Source organism: Niallia sp. FSL R7-0271, from assembly GCF_038005785.1.
Lineage (GTDB): Bacteria > Bacillota > Bacilli > Bacillales > Cytobacillaceae > Niallia.
Map to the genome: position 1 here is coordinate 50,682 of NZ_JBBOTZ010000001.1, position 24,632 is coordinate 75,313.

The following is a 24,632-nucleotide window of genomic DNA, read 5'->3' on the forward strand; positions in this document are numbered from 1 at the left end:
CGGTTTCTTTTTTATAGGTGACAGGTGAGGGGGTAAATTGTTCCTCACATCTTTCTGGACTTTTGCATAGTTTAATGAGAGGTAGATAAGAAACATTAGCCCATTCATTAGGCAGGGCGTACTGGAGTGACGACTAGTGAGCATAAACATCATGGATATCGTCGGCAGAAAATCCTATCATTGTGATTTAGCTTTTCGAATTATTGATATAAAGGAAGAAAATGGACGCAAATATGCTGTTTTGTATGGGGAGGATTTCCGTCTCATTGCAGACGCTCCTTTTGATGACTTAATTTCTATCAATAAGCCGATGCAGAGAAAGATGGCGCAAGAGATTCAATTTTTAGAGGAACAATCATTAGCACTATTTAGGCAGGATGTAAACCTGCTGAAAAGGAAACAGGAGTATTCTTCTACAGATGCTTACAGTAAACCAATTAACTATTTTCAAATGCCTGGGAAGGTATTGCATTTGGATGGAGATCCTAACTACTTGAAGAAATGCCTTGATCTATATGAAAAAATAGGAATTCCTGTAACAGGGGTTCATTCTAATGAGAAGGAAATGCCGGGTAAAATCGGGAAGCTCCTTGAGTATTATCGGCCGGATATACTTGTAGTAACCGGCCATGATGCTTATTCTAAGTCATTAGGAGACAAGAAGGACATAAATGCGTACCGCCATTCTAAATATTTTGTGCAAACAGTTATGGAAGCAAGGCGGAGAGTTCCACATCTGGATCAGCTTGTAATTTTCGCAGGAGCTTGCCAATCGCACTTTGAATCCCTTATACATGCAGGAGCAAACTTTGCAAGCTCTCCTTCAAGGGTCAATATTCATGCTCTAGACCCTGTGTATATTGTAGCGAAAATAAGCTATACACCATTCATGGAAAGGGTAAACGTTTGGGATGTGCTGCGAAATACGCTCACAGGGGAAAAAGGGCTTGGTGGTATTGAAACAAAGGGAGTGCTGCGCACAGGCATGCCGTTTAACACGAATGCATCTGAATAGTCTAAGGACTTAAGAAAAGTGTATAATACAGAAAAATCACGATATAGATAACAGGTTTTCTCGAAAAGAGGGAGCTTGTTTTTTTTATTTAGAAAGGCTCCTTTATAAAAAAAACTTTAATACATAATTATGGTAGAATGGGAAAAAATAAAATTGTTGAAAAATAGAAGAAAAATAAGAATAAAAAATATTGACAACTTCTAAAAGAGACTGTTATAATTTATATTTTTGTTTGACTCTATTGTGTCAGTGTGATATACTTTACACAGTGAGGTGGACCGAAAATGGCAAAAACATTATCAGATATAAAAAAAGCTCTTGATTCGAATTTAGGGAAAAGATTGATGCTGAAGGCTAATGGCGGTCGTCGTAAAACGATTGAACGTTCAGGTGTATTGGCTGAAACATATCCCTCTGTGTTTGTGGTAGAGTTAGATCAGGATGAAAATGCATTTGAACGGGTATCGTACAGTTATGCAGATGTTTTAACAGAAACGGTTCAAATTACCTTCTATGAAGATACATCAGGACAAGTTGCTCTAAGCTAATATATATTGTAGAGACTAGCAGTTACCACGTGGTTGCTGCTTTTTTCATGGGGAAAATCTGTGATAACTGGAAATAGAAACAGTACATGAAAAAAAAACAGGGTTACATACTATAACTACCGTGAATAATGAAAGGAGAGGTTTAAGGTTGAGTAGACGAAGAGGAATTATGTCAGAAGGGCTAAAAGAAGAAATTGCAAAAGAACTAGGTTTTTATGATGTTGTCCAAAAGGATGGATGGGGCGGCATCCGAGCTAAGGATGCTGGGAACATGGTCAAGAGGGCAATTGAAATCGCTGAGCAGAGTCTTCTAAATAATCAAAAGTGAATTTTGATTCCTTTAAATTAAATCCTGTTTACAAAAATTAACTATCAAGGATTTATTCACGGCATCAGGTTTAACTCTGCACCCTTTTCACTATAGGGAAGGGTGTAGGGTTAGGTCTTTTTTTGCACCTTTTTTCTAACAAGTAAAAAAGCTAGGAAACGAGCGGAAAAAACATAAATGATTCTTAGTATTTTGCTTTAAATGACATATTTTATGGTAAAATCACTATAGCCATAAAATGCTGTGAATTTATTCATTAAACATAAAGCAATCAATAGTTTGCTTCTTTGTTTTTTGTTTCATACATAGAAGAATTGGGTTATTATATCAGTCATTCTTTTTATTTCCTATTGTGTGGTACAATAGGACGAAAAAGCGGACTTATGAAAATGTTAAGTAGGTGGAAATATTGAAGCTTTTGGTGAAGGCACCAGCTAAAATCAACTTATCGTTGGATGTATTGAGTAAAAGGCCGGATGGCTATCATGAGGTAGAAATGATCATGACAACCATTGACCTTGCAGACAGAATTGAACTTATTCTGGAAGAGAAGGATTCCATAAAGATAAATTCCCTTAATCGATTTGTACCCGATGACCAAAGGAATCTTGCTTATCAAGCAGCAAATCTATTAAAGAAAAAGTTTAATGTTAAAAAGGGAGTTACAATTAAAATTGAAAAGAACATCCCGGTTGCAGCAGGACTTGCAGGGGGAAGCAGCGATGCTGCAGCAGTATTGAGGGGTCTAAACAAGCTGTGGGACCTTCAATTGACCCTTGATGAGCTTGCTGAGATTGGAGCGGAAATCGGCTCTGATGTGAGCTTTTGTGTATATGGGGGCACGGCCCTCGCAACTGGCAGAGGAGAAATGATTAAGGAAATCCCTGCTCCGCCTATTTGCTGGGTAGTGTTGGCCAAGCCCTTTATAGGCGTGTCTACAGCGGATATTTACAAAAAGTTGAATGTCTCGCAAATTAATCACCCTGATACTGAAGGTATGATTGAGTGCATTCGCACAGGCGATTATGAAGCAATGTGCAATAATGTCGGGAATGTACTAGAAGATGTAACGTTAAATCTGTATCCTGAGGTGGCTCAAATAAAGGACCAGATGAAAAAGTTCGGGGCAGATGCAGTATTGATGAGCGGCAGCGGTCCGACTGTCTTTGGATTAATCCAGCATGATTCAAGAATGAACCGTGTATATAATGGATTAAGAGGTTTTTGCGACCAAGTATTTGCAGTCCGCATGATGGGGAATCGTCATACCCTTGATTAAATCCGTATAATACTGTAATATTAACTGTAAAATATTCGGATTTTTGGAGGTTCGCCTTATGAAATTTCGTCGTAGTGAACGTTTAATAGACATGACGAATTATTTATTAGAGCATCCAAGGCAATTAGTTTCCTTATCTTATTTTTCCGAAAGGTATGGTTCTGCTAAATCTTCCATCAGTGAAGACTTAGCGATAATAAAAGAAACCTTTGAGGAAAGAGGAATAGGGATTCTGCAAACATTGCCAGGTGCTGCAGGTGGCGTGAAATATCACGCTAAAGTTAATGAAGAGGAAGCAAAAGCATTCATAGAGGAGCTCTGTCAATTAATAATGAAACCTGACAGGCTGCTTCCTGGTGGATATCTTTATATGACAGATATTCTGGGAGATACGGCTCTTGTACAAAGGGTAGGGAAAATCTTTGCGTCTGCTTTTGCTGAAACAAATATTGATGTTGTCATGACAGTGGCAACAAAAGGGATCCCGCTTGCCTATGCTGTTGCTTCATTCTTGAATGTTCCAGTTGTGATGGTAAGAAGGGACAGTAAAGTAACGGAAGGATCAACAGTGAGCATTAATTATGTATCAGGCTCATCCAAGCGGATTCAAACGATGGTTCTTTCAAAACGAAGCTTAGAGCAAGGCTCCAACGTACTTATTGTCGATGATTTCATGAAGGCAGGCGGCACAGTGAATGGCATGATCAGCCTATTGGATGAATTTAATGCTAACGTTGCCGGTATTGCCGTATTGATTGAGGCGGAAGAAGCGGAGGAAAGGCTTGTTGATGATTATTTGTCATTGGTAAAACTTTCTGGTGTTGATGTTAAAGAAAAGAAAATATCTGTTGAAGTTGGAAATTTTTTTGATAAGAACCAATAGGGGGATAATGAAAATGAAAATTGTACAAACAAATGATGCGCCAGCAGCAATTGGTCCATATTCTCAAGGAATTATTGTCAATAACATGTTCTACAGCTCCGGCCAAATCCCTTTGACTGCAGAAGGAGAATTAGTTACTGGTGACGTACAGGAACAAACACACCAAGTATTTAAAAATCTTGCAGCGGTACTGAAAGAAGCAAATGCTTCTTTTGAAACTGTCGTGAAAGCTACTGTTTTCATTAAAAACATGGATGACTTTGCAGCAATTAATGAAGTGTACGGTCAATATTTTAATGTACATAAACCAGCACGTTCTTGTGTAGAAGTAGCAAGATTGCCTAAAGATGTACTAGTTGAAATTGAAGTAATCGCATTAAGTAAGTAACTTTAGGTAGGAATATGTTAGTTTTTGTAACTAAAGTTAGCGTTTTTTAGGATTTTATCTTAAATATTCTAAAAAATTTTGCTGATTAAGAAGGAGTTATGGAAATTCTGTTGAATTACTTAACTAGATTTTATCTTCTAGTAAAGGTGGTGAACAGAATGGAAGTAACTGACGTAAGACTACGCCGAGTCAATACGGATGGACGAATGAGAGCCATTGCCTCTATTACTCTAGATAATGAGTTTGTTGTTCACGATATTAGGGTCATTGACGGAAATAACGGTTTATTTGTCGCAATGCCTAGCAAACGGACACCAGATGGTGAATTTAGGGATATTGCTCATCCGATTAACTCCGGGACAAGAGGTAAAATCCAGGAAGCTGTTTTAACAGAGTACCACCGTTTAGGTGAATTAGAAGTTGAATTTGAAGAAGCTGGTGCTTCCTAAAGAATAATGAGCAGCTAGAGCCTACTTCCGAAGAGTAAGGCTCTTTTTTTGCGACTACAGATAGTTGAAGCATAATTTTATATAGATATAGAAATAATTTGCACATGTGAATTATTACAGTGGAAAAAAGGTAAGCGGATTCTTAGCATCCGTAAGAAAAGTAAATAAAAAAATCATTGATGAGAAACCCTTATACACCTTATTATTTCAGCTGTTTTTCATATATTTGGATACAAACATTCCTTGAAATCATGCTGTAATTAGGATATATTTTTAATGGATAAAAAGGTTAAATTGGAGGCCCGTTAATGATAAATCGATACGCAGTGATTTTGGCCGCAGGACAAGGAACAAGAATGAAGTCTAAGCTATATAAAGTGCTTCATCCAGTTTGCGGCAAGCCGATGGTGCAGCATGTAGTCGATCAAGTATCAAAGCTTCAAATGGAGCGTATTGTAACTGTTATAGGCCACGGTTCGGATCAAGTTAAAGCACAGCTTGGAGATAAAATCAGTTATGCTTATCAGGCTGAACAGTTAGGAACTGCACACGCAGTTATGCAGGCTAAGGAGTTTCTTCAAGATAAAGAAGGAGTCACAGTCGTTGTTTGCGGCGATACACCTTTGATTACATCGGAGACGTTAGAGGCTCTTTGCAGTTATCATTTAGAAGTTTCCGCTAAAGCAACAGTATTGACTGCAGTTGCAGACGACCCGACAGGTTATGGACGGATTGTACGGAACGATATTGGTGAAGTTGAAAAAATTGTTGAACATAAAGATGCTTCGGATGACGAAAAGAAAATTGTCGAAATAAATACTGGTACGTACTGTTTTGATAATGCAGCTCTGTTTGAGGCATTGAATAATGTCACAAATGAAAATGCTCAAGGGGAGTACTATTTGCCTGATGTCATTGAGATTTTCAAAAAACAAGGTGAAATAGTATCTGCATATAAGACAGAGGACTTTAATGAGACGATTGGCGTGAATGACCGGATTGCATTGGCTGAAGCTGAAAGACTCCTTAAGAAACGTGTCAATGAAGCTCATATGCGCAATGGTGTCACGATTGTAGATCCATCAAATACTTATATCGGCACAGATGTTACGATTGGAAATGATACGGTCATCTTGCCAGGCACAATAATTTCAGGGCAAACAGCTATTGCTTCCGATTGTGTTATTGGACCAAATACGGAAATAAGCAATTGTGTTATTGGAGAAAATACTGAAATCAGGCAATCTGCTGCATTTGACAGCAAAATTGGTTCGAATGTAAATATTGGACCTTTCGCCCATATCCGTCCTGCCTCCGCTATAGGTGATGACGTGAAAATAGGTAATTTTGTTGAAATCAAAAAGGCGGAATTTGGGGACAGAAGCAAAGCTTCCCATTTAAGCTATATCGGTGATGCGACAGTTGGCAGTGATGTCAATATAGGCTGTGGTACGATAACAGTCAATTACGACGGCGAAAATAAGTTTTTGACAACCATAGAAGATGGTGCATTCATTGGCTGTAATTCCAATTTGATAGCACCAGTCAAAGTAGGCAAAGGAGCTTACGTTGCAGCTGGTTCTACTATTACAGATGATGTTCCAGCGGATGCGTTATCCATTGCACGGGCCCGACAAGTTAATAAAGATGAGTACGTGAAAAAGTCAAAGCAAGATTGAAAGAAGTAAAAAGTGGAATAAGAGGGAATTAATCCTGTCTTATTCCTTGCTGAAATTAGGACAAGCTATTAATTAGGAATAAAGCCAGTGGAGGTTCATCATGCTAGTTAAAAATACAGATCCAAACTTAAAGGTATTTACCTTAAATTCCAATCCGGCGTTGGCAGCGGAAATTGCCAAAACAATCGGCGTAGAACTAGGTAAGTGCTCTGTTACACGTTTCAGTGATGGAGAAATTCAAATCAATATTGAAGAGAGCATTCGTGGTTGTGATGTTTATATTATTCAATCAACAAGTTCTCCTGTAAATGAGCACATCATGGAGCTTCTTATCATGATTGATGCTTTAAAACGCGCTTCTGCTAAAACAATTAACTTGGTAATACCTTACTATGGTTATGCACGTCAAGATCGTAAAGCTCGTGCACGTGAACCAATTACAGCTAAGCTGGTAGCGAATCTGTTGGAAACTGCAGGAGCTACTCGTGTTATAACGTTAGACTTGCATGCACCGCAAATTCAAGGATTCTTCGATATTCCTATCGATCACTTGATGGGTGTGCCAATTTTAGGTGAATATTTCAGCAAAAGGGAATTCGACGGCGATATTGTCATCGTATCACCAGACCATGGCGGTGTAACAAGAGCTCGTAAGCTTGCAGAGCGTCTTAAAGCACCAATTGCTATCATTGATAAACGACGTCCTAAACCGAATGTGGCTGAAGTCATGAACATCGTCGGAAATATCGAAGGAAAAATTGCTATTCTTATTGACGACATCATTGACACTGCTGGCACAATTACTCTTGGAGCAAATGCTCTTGCTGAGAATGGAGCGAAGGAAGTGTACGCTTGCTGTACACACCCTGTTCTGTCTGGACCTGCCATGGAAAGAATTAAGAATTCAAAAATAAAAGAGCTTGTAGTTACAAACTCTATTGAGCTTTCAGAAGAAAAGCTTACAGATAACGTAATTCAACTTTCTGTAGCAGAATTGCTTGGAGAAGCAATAATCAGAGTTCATTCCGATCAGTCAGTAAGCTATCTTTTTGATTAAGAAATATGTCGCTCTCTGTTAAGGGGAGCGACTTATTTCTATTGGGATATTGGTCTTCTGTATTCTTTCACTCTTAGGAAAAAATTACCTAGTTACTAACTAGTATGTTTAAAATAGCTAGTTTTAGGGAATTTTTTATATATAGTGATTTGAATATAATGGAGGCGAATTTTATTATGAGTGCAACATTACAAGCAAAAAAGCGTACGGTTTCTAAGCATTCGGTGTTAACGGATTTAAGGACTAAAGGAGACATTCCAGGCGTGGTTTATGGTTCCAAAGTGGACAGCACATCTATTACGCTAAATGAAGCGAACTTTTTAAAAGTATTGAAGGATGTTGGACGCAATGGAGTTATTTCCTTGGATGTCGATGGTGATAAGCACAATGTTGTGCTGAACGAATATCATTCTGATCCGATTAAACGAACAATTCTACATGTTGACTTTTTAGCGGTTGATTTATCAAAAGAAATAACTGCAACAGTCAGAATCAATCTTACTGGCGAATCAAGCGGCGTAAAGGATGGCGGCGTTCTGCAGCAGGCGCTGCATGAAGTCGAAGTAACAGCAAAGCCTAACGATATTCCTGCTGCTATTGATATTGATATCAGCAGCCTGCAGGTTGGCGAAACGCTATCTATCTCTGATATTAAAGGATATGACAATCTGGAAATTAACCATGAGGCAGATGAAACCATTGCTTCCATACTTCCTCCAAGACAAGAGGAAGAAATAAGCACTGGTGAGCAGCAAGATGGTGGAATTCCAGAAAATGTAGAAGGCAGAGAAACGACTGTTGAGGAAACAGATTAATTTTTAGGTAATATGGACCTTTTGTATGTATTTAATGATTAAATGCTTAAAAAAGGAAGGTATGCATTAAATGGATGTAGAATATCAAATAGGATGGCAAGTTGTGCTTGTTCCTATTTGATATATACATACAAGCTGTGATAATCAATAATGGAGGCTTGGCCGATTGAGAAGTTATTGGCAAGCCTTCTTTTTCTGTATATAAACAAGAATAAAAGGGTGAATTTCATGAAATTGGTAGTAGGCTTGGGCAACCCAGGAAAGCAATACGAAAAAACAAGGCATAATATTGGCTTTGAAGTTATAGATTATATATCTAAAGAGTATGGAATCCCTTTGGATAAATCTAAATTCAAGGGACAATATGGCATCGGGATGATTAATGGAGAAAAGGCAGTACTGTTAAAGCCGCTGACGTACATGAACTTGTCTGGGGAATCCATCCGCCCAATCATGGACTATTATGATATTAAAACAGAGGATATCGTTGTAATATACGACGATTTAGATTTGCCTGTCGGCAAAATAAGATTGCGACAAAAAGGAAGCTCTGGCGGACATAATGGGATTAAATCGACGATTGCGCATACAGGCACTGAAAAATTTAATCGTATTCGTGTCGGAATTGACAGGCCCCAGGATGGGATGAAAGTGACAGATTATGTTTTAGGAAGATTTACGAAGGAAGAGCAAGAGGCTTTGGAAATCATTGTGAAGAAATGTTCTGATGCTTGTGAACAGTGGATGAAAGAACCATTCCTGCAAGTGATGAATATATATAATATCCAGTAAGCGTTTTAAGGCCGCTGTGCTTTTAGATTCTTAAGTATAACTTCCCTCCAAAAGGTAAATACTAGCACTAGTATAAAGCTTTAAGGAGGCCTGCTTTATGGCTATACATTATAATTGCCGTCATTGTGGAGTAAAGATAGGAAGTATTGAAGCGAAGTCTGTTGAAACTTCCCGGCTGGGCTTTGATATCTTGACAGAACAAGAAAGAGCAGAGATGATAAATTACAGCGGGTCAGGCGATATTCATATCAAGTCCATTTGTGAGGATTGCCAAGAATCATTAGCTAAAAATCCAGGTTATTATGAAACCGATTATTTGATTCATTAATGTTATGAAAGCATTTCATGGCGAAAGAAGCTTTGGAGCGATTCCAAAGCATTTTTCCGTTTGCTTGTTTACAGAATTTTGGAGATTTAATGTAATATAATATTATTGATCTAAACAAAAAAATTATAAATAGATAAACAGGCTTCAAGGGGCAGATAAAATGTATGATAGGTGTAATTTGTACGAAAAAACTAGATTGTTTTTTCATTTTTTAAGTAGGGAGGGAATCTTCTATTGTTAGGCCTAAAAAAATTATTCAATAAACAGGAAGACATTAAAAATGTCATGTCTGGTGTTGAGGCGGGGTTGAAGGAACAAATAGTTTCTGGTTTATCTAACTCTGCAAGAACACTATTTATGACTTCTATATATGAGCAAACAAAAAGACCAGTGGTTGTAGTAGCACCAAATCTGCTTCAGGCACAAAAACTTTATGATGATATAACTAATGTAGTGGACGAGAAGGAAGTATTCTTGTACCCTGCCAATGAGCTTATAGCTGCTGAAATTAGTATCTCCAGTCCAGAATTAAAGGCACAGCGGATTGAAGTGCTGAACCACTGGACAAATGATAAAACAGCTAAAGGGATACTGATTGTCCCTGTTGCGGGTTTGAGAAAGATGCTTCCACCAAAAAGTCTGTGGCAAGCACAGCAAATTGAACTTGAAGTCGGTAAGGATATTAATCTGGAAGAGCTCATCCAACGCTTTGTTACGACTGGATATGTACGAACAGATATGGTTTCTGCCCCTGGTGACTTCAGTTTAAGAGGGGGTATATTGGATATTTATCCTTTAACTGAGGAGTATCCCCTACGTATGGAATTGTTTGATACAGAAATTGATTCTATTCGAACATTCTCACTAGAAGACCAGCGTTCAAAAGAGAAGCTCTCTTCCATAACAATTGGTCCAGCAACAGAGGTTATTATTGATACAGTTGAGCTGGAGGCTTTTGCAGCAAAGGTCGAGACTGGCTTGGCAAAAAGTCTGAAAAAGATTAAAGATGAAAAGACGAAGACACTGCTTGCACAGAATATAGGACATGAGATTGAGCAGCTGAAAAATGGCCAGAAGCCGGAGCAGCTCTATAAATATTTATCTCTTCTATATCCTGATCATACAAGTTTGATAGACTATTTACCAAAAAATGGTCTGGTTTTTATTGATGAAATTAGTAGAGTTCAAGAAATGAACGATACATTGGAGAAGGAAGAGGCTGATTGGTATACTGGCCTGCTGAATGAAGGGGAAATCATTCATGACATGAAGCTTTCGCAAAATGTCCAAGATTTGCTTCATAAGGCTGTGCAGCCAATTGTTTATATGTCTTTATTCCTGCGCCATGTTCCGAATACAAATCCGCAGAATATCATTAATGTTACGTGTAAACAAATGCAAAGCTTCCACGGGCAAATGAATGTGCTTAAATCTGAGATGGATCGTTGGAAGAAGAATAAGTACTCTGTCCTTGTTTTAGCGAACAATCAGGAAAGGTTAGAGAAGCTAGAACAAGTGCTTCAAGATTATGATATTCAGGCAGATATTCAAACAGACAATGACAGGATTGCGACAGGCAAAATTCAGCTGCTGGAGGGAAGCCTTCAGTCTGGCTTTGAAATGCCATTATTAAAGCTTGCTGTTATTACTGAGGAAGAGCTATTTAAGACTAAAGTGAAAAAATCATCTGCACGGAGGCAAAAGCTTTCTAATGCAGAAAGAATAAAGAGCTATTCTGAGTTGAAAATTGGCGATTATGTTGTGCATGTAAATCACGGGATTGGTAAGTACTTAGGAATTGAAACATTGCAAATTAATGGTATTCATAAAGATTACCTCCATTTACGCTATCAAGGCAGCGACAAGCTGTATGTTCCTGTTGATCAGATAGACTTAGTGCAAAAATATGTAGGGTCAGAGAGCAAAGAGCCAAAAATATATAAATTGGGCGGCAATGATTGGAAGAAGGTTAAGAAGAAGGTTGAATCATCTGTTCAGGACATTGCTGATGATCTTATTAAGCTATATGCAGAGCGGGAAGCAGCCGTCGGCTATGGTTTCTCTCCAGATGGAGAAATGCAGCGGGAATTTGAATCATCCTTTGCATACCAAGAGACAGAAGATCAGCTACGCTCTATCCATGAGATCAAAAAGGATATGGAAAGAGAACGTCCAATGGATAGACTGTTATGTGGAGATGTTGGCTATGGGAAAACGGAAGTTGCCATTCGTGCAGCCTTCAAAGCAATTGCAGATGGAAAGCAAGTCGCTTTTCTTGTGCCTACAACCATCTTAGCACAGCAACATTATGAGACTTTGAGAGAGCGATTCCAGGATTATCCGATTGAAATAGGATTATTAAGCAGATTTAGGACAAGAAAGCAGCAGACAGACACTATTAAAGGGTTAAAAGCAGGCACCTTTGATATCGTTGTGGGAACACATCGTATTCTTTCAAAGGATATTACTTATCGTGATTTAGGTTTGCTGATCATTGATGAAGAACAGCGTTTTGGTGTTACGCATAAAGAAAAAATCAAGCAGCTAAAAACTAACGTAGATGTTCTGACATTAACAGCAACTCCTATTCCGAGAACGCTGCATATGTCAATGCTGGGTGTGCGCGACCTTTCTGTTATTGAGACACCGCCGGAGAACCGCTTCCCAATACAGACATATGTAATGGAATATAACGGAGCACTAGTGCGTGAAGCGATTGAAAGGGAATTGGCACGTAACGGGCAAATCTACTTCCTGTATAACCGGGTTGAAGATATTGAACGGAAAGCAGAGGAAATATCGATGCTTGTCCCAGATGCAAGGGTAACATATGCTCACGGGCAAATGACCGAAAATGAGCTGGAATCGGTTATGCTCAGCTTCCTAGAGGGAGAGTTTGATGTGTTGGTTAGCACAACCATCATTGAGACAGGTGTAGATATCCCGAATGTAAATACACTAATTGTTCAGGATGCTGATCGCATGGGTCTTTCCCAGCTTTACCAGCTGCGCGGACGTGTGGGACGCTCAAACCGGGTTGCCTATGCATACTTTACTTACCGCAAGGATAAAGTTCTCACAGAAGTAGCAGAAAAAAGGCTGCAGGCAATCAAGGAATTTACTGAACTTGGTTCAGGCTTCAAAATTGCCATGAGAGATTTGACGATAAGAGGAGCAGGTAATCTTCTCGGAGCACAGCAGCATGGATTTATTGATTCAGTCGGATTTGATTTGTATTCTCAAATGCTCAAGGATGCTATTGAAGAAAGAAAAGGTACATTTGATGAGCAGCAGAAACAGACAATTGATCTAGATCTGGATATTGATGCTTATATCCCAGACTTTTATATTAGTGATGGTCAGCAGAAGATTGAAATGTATAAGAGGTTTAGAGGGGTTGCGTCCTTTGATGAGCTTTCAGAGCTTCAGGATGAAATGGTCGACAGATTTGGAGATTATCCATCTGAGGTTGCTTATTTGTTCAAATTGACAGAAATGAAGCTGTATGGAAAAGCTGCTGGAGTAGAGCTTATTAAACAATCGAAAGAAGAAGTTCTGATTCTATTGTCTGAGCATGGCAGCAGTTTAATGGACGGACAGAAGATTTTCGAGAAGAGTTCGAAGTTTGGCCGTATGATTGGTTTAGGAATGGATGGCAAAAAATTAAAAATCGTCCTCCATGTAAAAGGAATTGAAACAGATAAGTGGCTAAATGCTTGTTATGAAATGGTAGAGGCATTGAGCACATTTAAAAAAGAGCCTCAAGAGGCAAGCTGAAAATATGATAACTGAAAACTGTTTGGAGAGGGCATCATGCTTGTATCCAAACAGTTTTTTTGTCTTATTATGCCTATGCGCAGGTTTATCTAATATGGACAGGGGTAAAGAAAACCAGAGATATAATTGCTAAAAGGCAGCTTTTTAATGGATTCCGCTTTTTTGTCAAAGCAATGCCAATGTTTATGTTTTGTTTTGGAAAAAATGTCTTTAGCCGCAACTGTAAATTTTGCAGAAAATGTCCCGTGTTACCTAAGATGGTAATATTCACATCGAAGAGAAAATTTTACGTAGTTAATGCATAGAACTTTCCATATGAAAGATACTAAGTTTAAATATGGTAGCATTTCATATTTTACAGAAGAAATACTTACCAATATTAAAAAATCATCTGATGAAAGTGAGGCAACATGAAATGAAAGCAACTGGAATTGTGCGTCGAATCGATGATTTGGGTCGTGTCGTTATCCCAAAAGAAATCAGAAGAACTTTACGTATCCGTGAAGGAGATCCACTGGAAATATTCGTAGATCGCGATGGGGAAGTAATTTTGAAGAAGTATTCTCCTATTAGCGAGCTAAGTGATTTTGCTAAAGAGTATGCAGAAGCTCTTTATGATAGCTTAGGAAACTCTGTATTAATTTGTGACAGGGATACCTATATTGCAGTTGCCGGTGGGTCGAAGAAGGAATATTTAAACAAGAATATCAGTGAAGTTATTGAGAAGGCAATGGAGGACAGAGGATCAGTCCTTATTACACAGCAAGAGCAAATTGCACTCGTAGATAACAATACAGAAACTGTTTCTGCCTATACCATCGGACCAATCATTGCAAATGGTGATCCAATTGGTGCAGTTATCATTTTTTCTAAAGAAGGTACTCTTGGCGAGGTAGAAAAGAAAGCAGTAGAAACTGCTGCTGGCTTTTTAGCTAGACAAATGGAATCCTAATCTTAATATTGTTAAGGGCAGCTATATTGGCTGCCCTTTTTGTTGTTTTTAAAAGAAAATCAGCGTCTTGTTATATGAAGTGTAGAACAAATCTGTTATAATAAAGGTATAACAAGTAAGGAGAATAAAAATGTATATTAAATTAGACCCTCAATCAGACTTCCCTATTTATTCGCAATTAATACATCAATTAATGGAGGGAATTTTAAAAGGGGAATTAAAGGAGGGAGACATGCTTCCTTCTGTAAGGTCCTTAGCAGCTGACCTAGGTATTAACATGCATACAGTTAATAAAAGCTATCATGAGCTCGAAAAGAGAGGGATTATTCAAATTATCCCGAAATCAGGGGCGATTGTAAGACTTCAACATGCGAATACTGGGTCTGAGCATTATGAGCGGCTTGTTAGAGAAATGAAGCCAGTATTGCTTGAGGCAATGACATTAGGAATGGGGAAAGCAGAGATAAACGGTCTTGTAGAATTGCTGATCAATGAATATAAGGGGGAATAAACATGGAACAAGGAATATTTATAGTGTTAATGGTTTTTCAAACAGTGATGCAAAGTATTATCCCTGTTGTCATGAGAAAAACACATGTGTTTGGTGTGTATGTACCGGATGAGTATAAAGATGAAAAGAGGGTGCAGTTTTATAAAAAACTATATGTGATCAGTTACTCAGCCGGTTCACTGGCTATTATTGCTGGTTATGCAATATGGATGAATGAACTGAATCCAAGTGTTAGAGCAGCTTTAGGTATGGTGCTTCTATTATCTTCGATGCTTTGGGGACTAATCTTATATTTTTACTGCCATGGAAAGATGTCGGAGTTGAAGAAGCGTACAGGTTGGTCTGCCGCTTTAAAGGAAGTGAAGATTACAGACTTGAGCGTCAGAAAGCTCGACGAAATGCTGCCATGGTTTATAGTAGCTATGCCGATTCTTTTAACACTAGGTTTAAGTGTGCTTACCCTCACGCAATATACTCAAATACCAGACAGTATTCCAACCCACTGGGGAGCTAATGGTCAACCAGACAGTTTTACGGAAAAAAGCTATCTTTCCGTTCTTTCCCATCTGCTGCTCCTATTGGTTATGCAGTCCATGTTTGTTGCCATCCACGAATTTACTAGAAAATCGGGAATCAAGATTAGCGCTTCTAACAAATCTGGTTCTAAGACAAGGCAGCTGCTTATGAGAAAGTACAACAGCTGGTTTTTAGCGATCATCTCTTTAGTAATGACGGTATTGTTGTCCTTCCTGCAATTATCCATTATTTATCCCGGCATATTTGCCGAGACTCTAATGCTGTTATTCCCGTTAGCATTTCTAGCGGTAGTATTGATTGGGACTCTTGTATATGCAATTAAAGTAGGAAAGCTAAATGTGCAGCTTGAGGCATTGACAAAAGCTGACGTCACGAAGGAAGTTTCTGATTTTGACTCAGACTATCATTGGAAGGGAGGACTTTTCTATTTCAATAAAAATGATCCATCGTTGTTCGTAGAGAAAAGGTTCGGAATAGGCTGGAGCATCAACTTTGCACAACCGTTAGGATATGCCATCATTTTTGGACCTCTCATTCTTATTATAATTGTGACATCTTTTCTGTAACAGAAAAAAGGAAAATGCTTTTTCGCATTTTCCTTTTTTTAGCATTTTTTATGGGGTGTGCAAAGGCAACTAGGGTGGAATTGTGCTATAATACAAGCGAAACAGAAGATGGAAGGGGCCTTGCTTGTGCCTAAACAATCAAATAATTGGTTCACAGGTGCTATCATCCTGACAGTTGGAGCGCTTGTCGTAAAAATATTGAGCGCTGTATACAGAATACCCTTTCAAAATATAGTCGGAGATACAGGTTTTTATATATATCAACAGGTTTATCCAATCTATGGTGTGGCAATAGCTTTAAGTACATATGGATTTCCCGTTGTTATATCTAAGCTATATACAGAAATGAAATCAAAGGGCGATGTAATTGGACTGGAAGGACTTATTCGTTCCTCTTTTTTGCTTTTATACTCCTTGGGAATAGGCTCATTCTTGTTCTTATTCTTTGGAGCAGAGTATTTGTCAGCTGCTATGGGTGATGAAGAGTTAGCTATTCTGATTAAAGTGATATCATTTGCCTTTTTATTCACACCTTTTGTTGCTACATCTAGGGGATTGCTCCAAGGAGAAGGCAACATGGTTCCAACTGCTTTTTCTCAAGTTGCTGAACAGTTGATGAGGGTAGGCACCATTCTTTTTTGCTCCGTTTATTTCATAAGCAAAGGCTATTCGTTATATGCGGTTGGAGCAGGTGCGATGCTTGGCTCTGTAACAGGAGGTTTGCTTTCCTTTTTAGTGTTGTTTTACTTTTATAAAAAGCATCACTCTCTGCGTAGTATCTCGTCTGTTCGCAAATTATGGAACAGTGATAATAGAAAAATTATAAAAAGAATCATATATGAAGGAATTACTATTTCAATAAGCAGTATGCTGCTCATCTTATTACAGCTTGCTGACTCTTTAACAATTTATACTCAGCTTCTTTCTGCTGGAATTAATGAAGAAGAGGCAAAGGTGCTTAAAGGAATATATGACAGAGGACAGCCGTTAATACAGCTTGGGACAGTCATTTCTACTTCAATGGCTTTAACATTAGTACCATTTATTACAGGTGAAAGAATGAAAAAGGAAAAGAGCATTTTAGCTGAAAAGGTAAGATTTTCACTAGTGGTCAGCCTTTTCTTTGGGTTTGGTGCCTCCGTTGGTCTGCTAAGCATGATTAGTGAAGTAAACAGCATGCTGTTCCAAAATGAACAAGGGTCCCAGGTACTAGCGGTTTTATGCTTTGTCATTCTGCTTAATGCAATGATTGTTACATGTACTGCAGTACTTCAAGGATTGGGTTCTACTCTTTTCCCAGCTGTTATTGTTTTATTTGGGTTTGTCATTAAGTATGTGTTAAACGGCCCGTTTGTTTCTGCGTTTGGAACGAGCGGAGCAGCCTATGCGACTAACTTAACACTGCTTATCATTCTTGTATTAATGGCTGTTAAATTATATATGCTATTGAAAGTGCCGCTTGTAAATAGCAAGCATATAGTCATTATTTTGTTTGCGGCTATATGTATGTACTTATCTGTTGAAGGGTATATTCTTCTGACAGATATATTTATGCAAAGAGAAGACAGCCGTTTGCTGTCCGCATTTCAATCTCTGACGGGAGTAGTGCTTGGAGGATTTGTTTATGTCTTCCTCGTTCTTAGAGGCAATGTGTTTAAAGAGCAAGATTTGCTGGTATTGCCGTTCGGAAGGAAGTTAAGCTGGTTTTTACCTAAGAAAGGAAGAAAATAGCATGAGAAACATTGAAGTAATAGGACTAGGTGCAGGTGATATTGACCAGCTTCCGCTTGGTGTTTATAGAAGCTTAATGAATAATAAGCAAAAGGTTTATGTGCGTACGAAGGATCATCCTGTTCTTGCTGTACTTGAAGAAGAGGGCGGCGAATTTATTTATATGGATTATATATATGAGAAGCATGATCAATTTGACGCTGTTTATAGTGAAATCGTGGATGTTTTAATGGTAGAGGCAGAGAAAGAAGCTATCGTGTATGCAGTGCCAGGTCATCCTCTTGTAGCAGAAAAAACAGTTCAGCTCCTTATTGAAAAAAGTGAAAAGGGTGAGGTTAACTTAAAGATTGGCGGAGGTCAAAGCTTTTTAGATAATATCTTTCAAGCGTTGAAAATTGACCCTATCGATGGTTTTCAGCTACTGGATGGTACAGACTTGCGAAAAGATGAGTTGCAGTTCACGCAGCATCTTATCATTGGACAAGTGTATGATGCTTTTTCAGCATCTGAAGTTAAGCTTACCTTAATGGAAAAGCTTCCTTATGACTATCCTGTAGTGATTGTAACAGCTGCAGGCAGTGCGCAGGAGCGCATCAAGGAAATTGAGCTTCATGAATTGGATAGAGAGGTAGAGTTGAATAACTTAACATCGTTATATATTCCACCAGTGCAAGAGGAGCGAATGCTTTATAAACAGTTTGCAAAGTTGCGGCAGATTATTGCAACATTAAGAGGTCCCGAAGGATGTCCCTGGGATAAGGAACAGACCCACGAGTCGCTTAGAAAATATTTAATTGAAGAATCATTTGAACTTATTGAGGCAATCAATGAGGGTGATATCGATAATATAATAGAAGAACTCGGAGATGTATTGCTGCAGGTTATGCTTCATAGCCAAATAGGTGAAGATGAAGGCTATTTCTCCATTGATGATGTGATAGAAGGAATATCAGAAAAAATGGTGCGGAGACATCCTCATGTTTTTGGAAAAGAGAAGTTAGAAACAGTGGAAGATGTCTTGGATACATGGCAGCAAGCAAAAACTGCGGAAAAGCCAGAAAAGCAAGCTTCCTTGCTTGATGGGGTTTTAAGTAGCTCGCCTAATCTTTCCAGAGCTTATGATCTTCAAAGTAAAGCGGCAAAAGCTGGATTCGATTGGCCGGAAGTTGCAGAAGCTTGGGATAAAGTGAAAGAAGAAATGATAGAGTTCAGAGAAGAAGTAGAGAATGGGGCAAGTAAAGAAGAAATGGAAAAAGAATTTGGCGACATTCTGTTCTCGTTTGTAAATGTAGCTAGATATTACAAGATAGATCCAGAATTAGCTGTTTTCCGCACAAATCAAAAGTTCATCAGCCGTTTTCATTTTATTGAAGCAAAGGTTAAGGAATTGGGTAAGGAAGTGCAGGAGCTGCCATTAGAAATTTTAGATAGTTATTGGGAAGAAGCTAAACAGATGGAGAAAGAAAACAGATAAGGAGTGAATAGACATGCGATTAGATAAATTTTTAAAAATTTCCAGATTAATTAAAAGAAGAACATTGGCTAAAGAGGTTGCAGATCAAGGACGTATTCTTATAAACGGAATTCAGGCAAAAGCCAGCAGTAATGTTAAAGTGGGCGATGAACTGCAAGTCCGTTTTGGCCAAAAGCTAGTGACGGTCCAAATAGAAATACTGCAAGAATCTACAAAAAAAGAAGATGCGGCTAATATGTATAAAATCATTAAAGAAGAGACAGTATCCTAGTTTAACTAAAGGAATTACCGGGGAATAAAAGACAGAGTAACCAAGCGATCAATTTTTGGGAAAAGAGCTTGTTCTTTTTTCGACTCCCTCCTCATACACTTGTACAAATGATTGTACTTTTGTGATTGTGAGGGATAAGGATATGAACCAAAATTATGATTCCAATACTGCGAAAACGAGCAACATAGAGCATGATGTTATCATGAGAGGAAGAAGATTGCTTGACATTACAGGAGTTAAGCAAGTGGAAAGCTTTGATAATGAAGAGTTTTTGCTGGAGACAGTGATGGGTTTCTTATCTATTCGAGGACAAAACCTGCAAATGAAAAACCTGGATGTGGAAAAAGGGATTGTTTCTATTAAGGGCAAAGTGTTTGAATTGATTTATGTTGATGAACAAAGCGGAGAAAAAGCTAAGGGTTTCTTTAGCAAGATATTCCGATGACACTATCTACACAATTCATGACCATGCTGGCTATGGTTGGCATGGGTTTGTTTTTTGGGATAAGCTTAGATACGTATCAGTTCTTTTTGAAAAGAGCTGAAAGGAAAAGAACCATTGTCTTTTTCCATGACCTCCTTTTTTGGGTTTTGCAGGCTTTGTTAATATTTTATGTGCTATTTTTAGTGAACCAAGGTGAAATTAGAATCTATTTGGTACTAGCAGTGTTATTAGGTTTTGCAGCATACCAAGCCTTATTGAAATCAATTTATCTTTCGTTTTTGAAGCTTATTATTTCTGTTAGTGTCCGATTCTACCAGCTTACTGTCAAGTTAGTGGTAAATCTTATCTATAAACCTATAAAAACACTTCTCTTATTTATGGTTTCTGTGGTAATTTTCTTGTTAAAGGGACTTATGGCACTTGTCAACTTTATTATCAGGGTATTAAGATTTATTCTGAAGATAGTTTTGTTGCCGTTTAAATGGCTATTGTCCTTAATATGGCTGATTTTGCCGAAAAGGATTAAATTATTCGTCGAGAAATATTCTGGGAAATTGGCAGGATATTATACCATGATAAAGAAATATGTTAAGGAATGGATAAAAAATAGAAAAAAACAGTAAGGAAGGGAGGAGCAGAGTATGAGTGTATTAAAAAAAACAGATGTGACAAAATTACAAACAGAATATACAGTACAGCAAGAAGAACTGAGTATCAGTGCAGCAAGAAAAAAGAAGCTGTTGTTCCGAAGGTTAACTGCTTTCTCTATCTGTGCACTGGCTATCGGCTTTTTCATGATTTCAACACTCATATCCCAAAGCTCCACTTTGGAAGAAAAGGCTGCTGAAAAGGAAAAGCTTGATGGAAAGATCGCTATGTTGGAGAAGGAAGAAAAGCAGTTAAAGGAACAAATTGTGAAATTGAATGATGAAGATTATTTGGCCAAGCTTGCAAGGAAAGATTTGCTTCTTTCTGAAAAAGGGGAAATTATCTTCAGTATCCCAGATAAGAACGATTAAACAGGCGCTGATGGAAAATAATAAGGTCAACAGTTATATTGACACCCTTTTTTTTCATTTTGTATAATATAGTATAAGTATGATTTTTTATATCCTTAAGGAGGCAAAACTTTTTTATGTCAATCGAAGTAGGCAGCAAGTTACAAGGAAAGGTAACAGGAATTACTAATTTTGGTGCGTTTGTAGAACTCCCAGAAGGTGCAACTGGTCTTGTTCACATTAGTGAAGTCGCAGATAATTATGTAAAAGACATTAATGATCACTTAAAGGTCGGAGACGTAGTGGAAGTGAAAGTCATTAATGTGGAGAAAGATGGCAAGATTGGCCTGTCTATTAAAAAGGCAAAAGATAGACCGGAAAGACCAGAAAGACCAGAAAGATCCCATGATCGTGGGGAGCGCAGAGAGTCTAGAGGCGGCTACTCCAATAACGCATCAAGACCTCGCAATGCGAAATCGCATGATAACCGTGCTCCAAAGGAAAACTTTGAATCAAAGATGGCTCGTTTCCTAAAAGACAGTGAAGATCGGTTAGCTTCTCTTAAACGAAATACTGAGTCTAAACGCGGGGGAAGAGGCGCTAGACGAGGGTAACTTGCTGCTGAATTTTTTATAAAAAAGCAGGGTTTATCGTTCGTATATTCCCATAGCTTAAAGCAAGCCATAACGGCTTGCTTTTTTTGTTTTTTATTGTTAAGAACAGAACAAAAAAAGGACGATAGATTAATCTATCGTCCTTTTTAAAGGATAGCGGCGGAGGGGATCGAACCCCCGACCTCACGGGTATGAACCGTACGCTCTAGCCAGCTGAGCTACACCGCCATGTATGAAAGGCGCCTTAGGCACAAGATATATAATACAAACTTTTTCGATAAAAGTCAACTGCTTTTTTTTATGACAAAGTAAACATGGTGATTAATATAAAAAGTCGAAGCTGACACTCATTTTTTGACAAATAAAACAAGGCCTAGAAGATTACAGGAAAAGATAGGAGCAAGGTTATTCATGCAGTTAATGGTAAGCAAACACAGGCGCTGATTAGTTAATTATAATCTTTAGTCGAAAAGAGAAACAGGAGTATGTCAGCTATAGCTTTAGCGAATTTTGTTTAAATGCAAGAAATTGCTTGAAAGAAGTCGAGCGAAATATATAGGCTTGTCCGCTCTTTTGACAAACTTTTACTATTACAACTCTTATAATTGTGTGCAACGATACCTGATAGGGAGTTGAGTTAAATGGAAAAAGTGGAAAGGGATATTATGGACGGTATTGCAGATGTAGACTTTGGCAAATCAAAAGAGGGATTTGGCGTTATATATCATAAATTCCATACGAAAGTAGAAAGCTTTTTTTTGGCCAAAGGCTATATACTTTTGGTTATTGGTTTTCTTTTGGGGAGAGCGCTAATTCTGGCTAAACTGACCCCGTTTGTCCTCCCTTTCTTTGCGGCGGTGTACTTAACGCGAAAGGATAAGGCGCCTTTAGCGCTAGTAGGCTTAATTGGAGGAGCTGCTACTCTTTCCTTAAGGGAGGCTTTTATTAGTTTTATACTCGCATTTTTATTCCTCATTATTTATAAACCTCTCAGTAAGTGGAGAAAAAATGAGAATAATAATAATTTTGTCCCTGTTCTTGTACTTTCAACTGTTTTGTTAGTTAGCTTAGGCGAGTCTTATATTATTTCGGGCGCAATTACAATGTATGGAGCGATGATGGCGCTTGTTGAAGCGAGTCTAGGATATATTCTTACTTTAATTTTTATGCAGAGTCTGCCATTATTGACTATCGGCAAAAGGAGACAAGCATTAAAAACAGAAGAAATCGTATGTCTCATTATTATGCTGGCTTCTGTTATGACGGGAACAATCGGGTGGAGTCTGTATGACTTGTCAATCGAACATATTATGTCACGCTACTTAGTGCTTTTATTTGCATTTATGGCAGGTGCAACAATTGGCTCGACAGTAGGGGTTGTAACTGGTCTTATATTTAGTCTGGCAAGCATTTCGAGTTTCTATCATATGAGCTTGCTTGCGTTCTCTGGTTTACTTGGCGGATTATTGAAGGAAGGCAGAAAGGTAGGTGTTGCATTAGGACTTTATATTGCAACACTATTAATCGGCATGTATGGAGAAGGTGGCGGTGTGCTGTCAGTTTCCCTTATGGAAACAACTGTCTCTGTTTTTCTATTTATGCTTACGCCATCTTTACTTACGTCACGGATAGCTAAGCATATTCCAGGTACTGCCGAATATTCGCAGGAGCAGCAACAATATATGAGGAAAATGCGTGACGTCACAGCTCAAAGAGTCTCCCAATTTTCCACAGTGTTTGAAGCACTTTCAAATAGTTTTTCTGCGAATAATATACAAAAAGATATAGACGATTCAGATAGAGAGCTTGATTATTTCTTAAGCAATGTGACAGAAAAAACATGTCAAACTTGCTTTAGAAAAGAAGCTTGCTGGGCAAGGAACTTTAATACAACTTATGACTATATGAAAGATATTATGACAGAAATGTCAGAGACGGATGGTAGTATTTCATTAGGGTTATCACGAGAATGGGAGAAGCATTGTACAAGATCGAAAAAAGTAGTAGATGCGATTCATCAGGAATTAACACTGTATCAAGCAAACCAGAAACTTAAAAAGCAAGTTCAAGAAAGCAGAAAGCTAGTTGCAGACCAATTATTAGGTGTTTCAGAGGTGATGGGGGATTTTGCGAAAGAAATACAAAGAGAAAGAGAAAACCACCATAAACAGGAGGAATTAATACTTGAAGCTATCCAAGAATTTGGCATTCATATTGAGAATGTGGAAATTTACAGTCTAGAACAAGGAAATGTTGATATTGATATAACCATTCCATATAACACAGGATTCGGAGAGTGTGAAAAGCTTATAGCGCCAATGCTGTCAGATATTTTAAATGAAACAATCATTGTCAATAAAGAAGAGACTGGAGCTTATGGGAATGATTACAGCCATGCAACATTCCGTTCTGCAAAAGCATTTGTCGTTGAAACAGGTGTTGCTCATGCTGCAAAGGATGGTGGGTTTATCTCGGGAGACAGTTATTCAACGATCGAACTTGGATTAGGCAAATATGCTGTAGCAATAAGTGACGGGATGGGTAATGGAGAGCGGGCGCATATCGAAAGTGAGGAAACATTGCAGCTTCTCCAGAAAATACTTCAATCTGGAATTGAAGAACAGGTTGCGATCAAATCTATCAACTCTGTGCTGTCATTAAGAACAACTGATGAGGTATTTGCAACTCTAGATTTGGCGATGATTGATTTGCAAAATGCAAATGCTAAGTTTCTTAAAATTGGGTCCACACCAAGTTTTATAAAAAGGGGATCGAAAGTAATTAAAATACAAGCTAGCAACTTGCCGATGGGGATTGTTCAGGAATTTGATGTTGATGTGGTAAGTGAGCAATTAAAAGCAGGAGATTTATTGATCATGATGAGTGATGGGGTATTTGAGGGACCAAAGCATGTCGAAAACTTTGACTTGTGGATGAAGAGGAAAATCAAAGAGCTTAAAACAGAAAGTCCACAGGAGGTTGCTGACCTTATTATGGAAGAGGTTATCAGGTCTCGGTCTGGTCTAATTGAGGATGATATGACTGTGCTTGTAGCACAGATTAACCATAATATACCGAAATGGGCTTCTATCCCAATGAGAGGATTTCATCAAAAAGCAAACTAGTTCACTAAAATAGAGGTATAAATGCTCTCTTTTCCGTCGAAAATGGGACTAACTCATTAATAGATGGAGG

The 24,632-nt window shown here is 38.2% G+C and carries 24 protein-coding genes and 1 tRNA gene; 24 read left to right on the plus strand and 1 reads right to left on the minus strand.

The features are described from left to right. The first annotated feature begins 136 nt into the window (after positions 1-136). From yabG to MKX82_RS00375, 23 genes are all read left to right on the plus strand, one after another. Positions 137-1,015: a sporulation peptidase YabG gene (yabG, locus tag MKX82_RS00265; RefSeq protein ID WP_192486456.1), complete on the plus strand. Its 879-nt coding sequence runs from the start codon at positions 137-139 to the stop codon at positions 1,013-1,015. A 284-nt stretch (positions 1,016-1,299) separates the two neighbouring features. Further along, entirely contained in the window at positions 1,300-1,563 is a 264-nt protein-coding gene (gene veg, locus MKX82_RS00270) for a biofilm formation stimulator Veg (protein WP_192486457.1), read from the plus strand. A 148-nt stretch (positions 1,564-1,711) separates the two neighbouring features. Then, positions 1,712-1,891, plus strand: coding sequence for a small, acid-soluble spore protein, alpha/beta type (locus MKX82_RS00275; RefSeq protein ID WP_192486458.1), 180 nt, complete (start codon positions 1,712-1,714; stop codon positions 1,889-1,891). A 409-nt stretch (positions 1,892-2,300) separates the two neighbouring features. Continuing rightward, positions 2,301-3,170, plus strand: coding sequence for a 4-(cytidine 5'-diphospho)-2-C-methyl-D-erythritol kinase (ispE, locus tag MKX82_RS00280; RefSeq protein WP_192486459.1), 870 nt, complete (start codon positions 2,301-2,303; stop codon positions 3,168-3,170). A gap of 58 nt (positions 3,171-3,228) precedes the next feature. Then, entirely contained in the window at positions 3,229-4,053 is an 825-nt protein-coding gene (gene purR / locus MKX82_RS00285) for a pur operon repressor (RefSeq protein ID WP_192486460.1), read from the plus strand. Between the two features lie 13 nt (positions 4,054-4,066). Next, positions 4,067-4,441 carry a 2-iminobutanoate/2-iminopropanoate deaminase gene (ridA, locus tag MKX82_RS00290; RefSeq protein WP_192486461.1) on the plus strand — a complete coding sequence of 125 codons (375 nt, stop codon included), beginning with the start codon at positions 4,067-4,069 and terminating at the stop codon, positions 4,439-4,441. Positions 4,442-4,599: 158 nt separating this feature from the next. Further along, positions 4,600-4,890 carry a septation regulator SpoVG gene (gene spoVG, locus MKX82_RS00295; protein ID WP_101658244.1) on the plus strand — a complete coding sequence of 97 codons (291 nt, stop codon included), beginning with the start codon at positions 4,600-4,602 and terminating at the stop codon, positions 4,888-4,890. Between the two features lie 308 nt (positions 4,891-5,198). Continuing rightward, on the plus strand, positions 5,199-6,569 hold the full coding sequence (gene glmU, locus MKX82_RS00300; RefSeq protein ID WP_192486462.1) for a bifunctional UDP-N-acetylglucosamine diphosphorylase/glucosamine-1-phosphate N-acetyltransferase GlmU: 1,371 nt from the start codon (positions 5,199-5,201) through the stop codon (positions 6,567-6,569). A 100-nt stretch (positions 6,570-6,669) separates the two neighbouring features. Next, a complete protein-coding gene (locus tag MKX82_RS00305; RefSeq protein WP_341074474.1) occupies positions 6,670-7,626 on the plus strand; it encodes a ribose-phosphate diphosphokinase in 957 nt (318 codons plus the stop codon). A 176-nt stretch (positions 7,627-7,802) separates the two neighbouring features. Then, entirely contained in the window at positions 7,803-8,441 is a 639-nt protein-coding gene (locus MKX82_RS00310; RefSeq protein ID WP_192486464.1) for a 50S ribosomal protein L25/general stress protein Ctc, read from the plus strand. Positions 8,442-8,669: 228 nt separating this feature from the next. Next, positions 8,670-9,233 carry an aminoacyl-tRNA hydrolase gene (pth, locus tag MKX82_RS00315; protein ID WP_341074475.1) on the plus strand — a complete coding sequence of 188 codons (564 nt, stop codon included), beginning with the start codon at positions 8,670-8,672 and terminating at the stop codon, positions 9,231-9,233. A 97-nt stretch (positions 9,234-9,330) separates the two neighbouring features. After that, positions 9,331-9,561: an anti-sigma-F factor Fin family protein gene (locus MKX82_RS00320; RefSeq protein WP_192486466.1), complete on the plus strand. Its 231-nt coding sequence runs from the start codon at positions 9,331-9,333 to the stop codon at positions 9,559-9,561. A gap of 234 nt (positions 9,562-9,795) precedes the next feature. Next, complete coding sequence (mfd, locus tag MKX82_RS00325; protein ID WP_233318802.1) at positions 9,796-13,338, plus strand: transcription-repair coupling factor; 3,543 nt, start codon at positions 9,796-9,798, stop codon at positions 13,336-13,338. A 415-nt stretch (positions 13,339-13,753) separates the two neighbouring features. Then, positions 13,754-14,290, plus strand: coding sequence for a stage V sporulation protein T (gene spoVT, locus MKX82_RS00330; protein WP_192486470.1), 537 nt, complete (start codon positions 13,754-13,756; stop codon positions 14,288-14,290). Between the two features lie 130 nt (positions 14,291-14,420). Next, positions 14,421-14,801 (plus strand): GntR family transcriptional regulator, encoded by a 381-nt coding sequence (locus MKX82_RS00335; protein WP_341074478.1) that lies wholly within the window; start codon positions 14,421-14,423, stop codon positions 14,799-14,801. 2 nt (positions 14,802-14,803) lie between these two features. After that, a complete protein-coding gene (locus MKX82_RS00340) occupies positions 14,804-15,904 on the plus strand; it encodes a DUF1648 domain-containing protein (RefSeq protein WP_251648014.1) in 1,101 nt (366 codons plus the stop codon). 126 nt (positions 15,905-16,030) lie between these two features. Beyond that, positions 16,031-17,635, plus strand: coding sequence for a putative polysaccharide biosynthesis protein (locus tag MKX82_RS00345; RefSeq protein ID WP_233318797.1), 1,605 nt, complete (start codon positions 16,031-16,033; stop codon positions 17,633-17,635). A 1-nt stretch (position 17,636) separates the two neighbouring features. After that, the gene (gene mazG, locus MKX82_RS00350; protein ID WP_237940516.1) at positions 17,637-19,109 is read left to right on the plus strand and encodes a nucleoside triphosphate pyrophosphohydrolase; all 1,473 of its coding nucleotides are present in this window, start codon (positions 17,637-17,639) and stop codon (positions 19,107-19,109) included. Positions 19,110-19,122: 13 nt separating this feature from the next. Then, positions 19,123-19,380 carry an RNA-binding S4 domain-containing protein gene (locus tag MKX82_RS00355; RefSeq protein ID WP_233318792.1) on the plus strand — a complete coding sequence of 86 codons (258 nt, stop codon included), beginning with the start codon at positions 19,123-19,125 and terminating at the stop codon, positions 19,378-19,380. A 142-nt stretch (positions 19,381-19,522) separates the two neighbouring features. Further along, the gene (gene yabP / locus MKX82_RS00360) at positions 19,523-19,825 is read left to right on the plus strand and encodes a sporulation protein YabP (RefSeq protein ID WP_233318790.1); all 303 of its coding nucleotides are present in this window, start codon (positions 19,523-19,525) and stop codon (positions 19,823-19,825) included. Next, entirely contained in the window at positions 19,822-20,448 is a 627-nt protein-coding gene (gene yabQ / locus MKX82_RS00365; RefSeq protein WP_233318788.1) for a spore cortex biosynthesis protein YabQ, read from the plus strand. Before yabP ends, yabQ begins: the two co-directional genes overlap by 4 nt. Positions 20,449-20,466: 18 nt before the next feature. Further along, complete coding sequence (locus MKX82_RS00370; RefSeq protein WP_237940518.1) at positions 20,467-20,844, plus strand: FtsB family cell division protein; 378 nt, start codon at positions 20,467-20,469, stop codon at positions 20,842-20,844. A 116-nt stretch (positions 20,845-20,960) separates the two neighbouring features. Next, positions 20,961-21,437 (plus strand): S1 domain-containing RNA-binding protein, encoded by a 477-nt coding sequence (locus MKX82_RS00375; RefSeq protein ID WP_233318785.1) that lies wholly within the window; start codon positions 20,961-20,963, stop codon positions 21,435-21,437. Positions 21,438-21,591: 154 nt separating this feature from the next. Here MKX82_RS00375 and MKX82_RS00380 read toward each other — a convergent pair. Continuing rightward, positions 21,592-21,665: transfer RNA gene (locus tag MKX82_RS00380), tRNA-Met, on the minus strand. A 413-nt stretch (positions 21,666-22,078) separates the two neighbouring features. Here MKX82_RS00380 and spoIIE point away from each other — a divergent pair. Continuing rightward, positions 22,079-24,562, plus strand: coding sequence for a stage II sporulation protein E (gene spoIIE / locus MKX82_RS00385; RefSeq protein WP_237940520.1), 2,484 nt, complete (start codon positions 22,079-22,081; stop codon positions 24,560-24,562). The last annotated feature ends 70 nt before the right edge of the window (positions 24,563-24,632 follow it).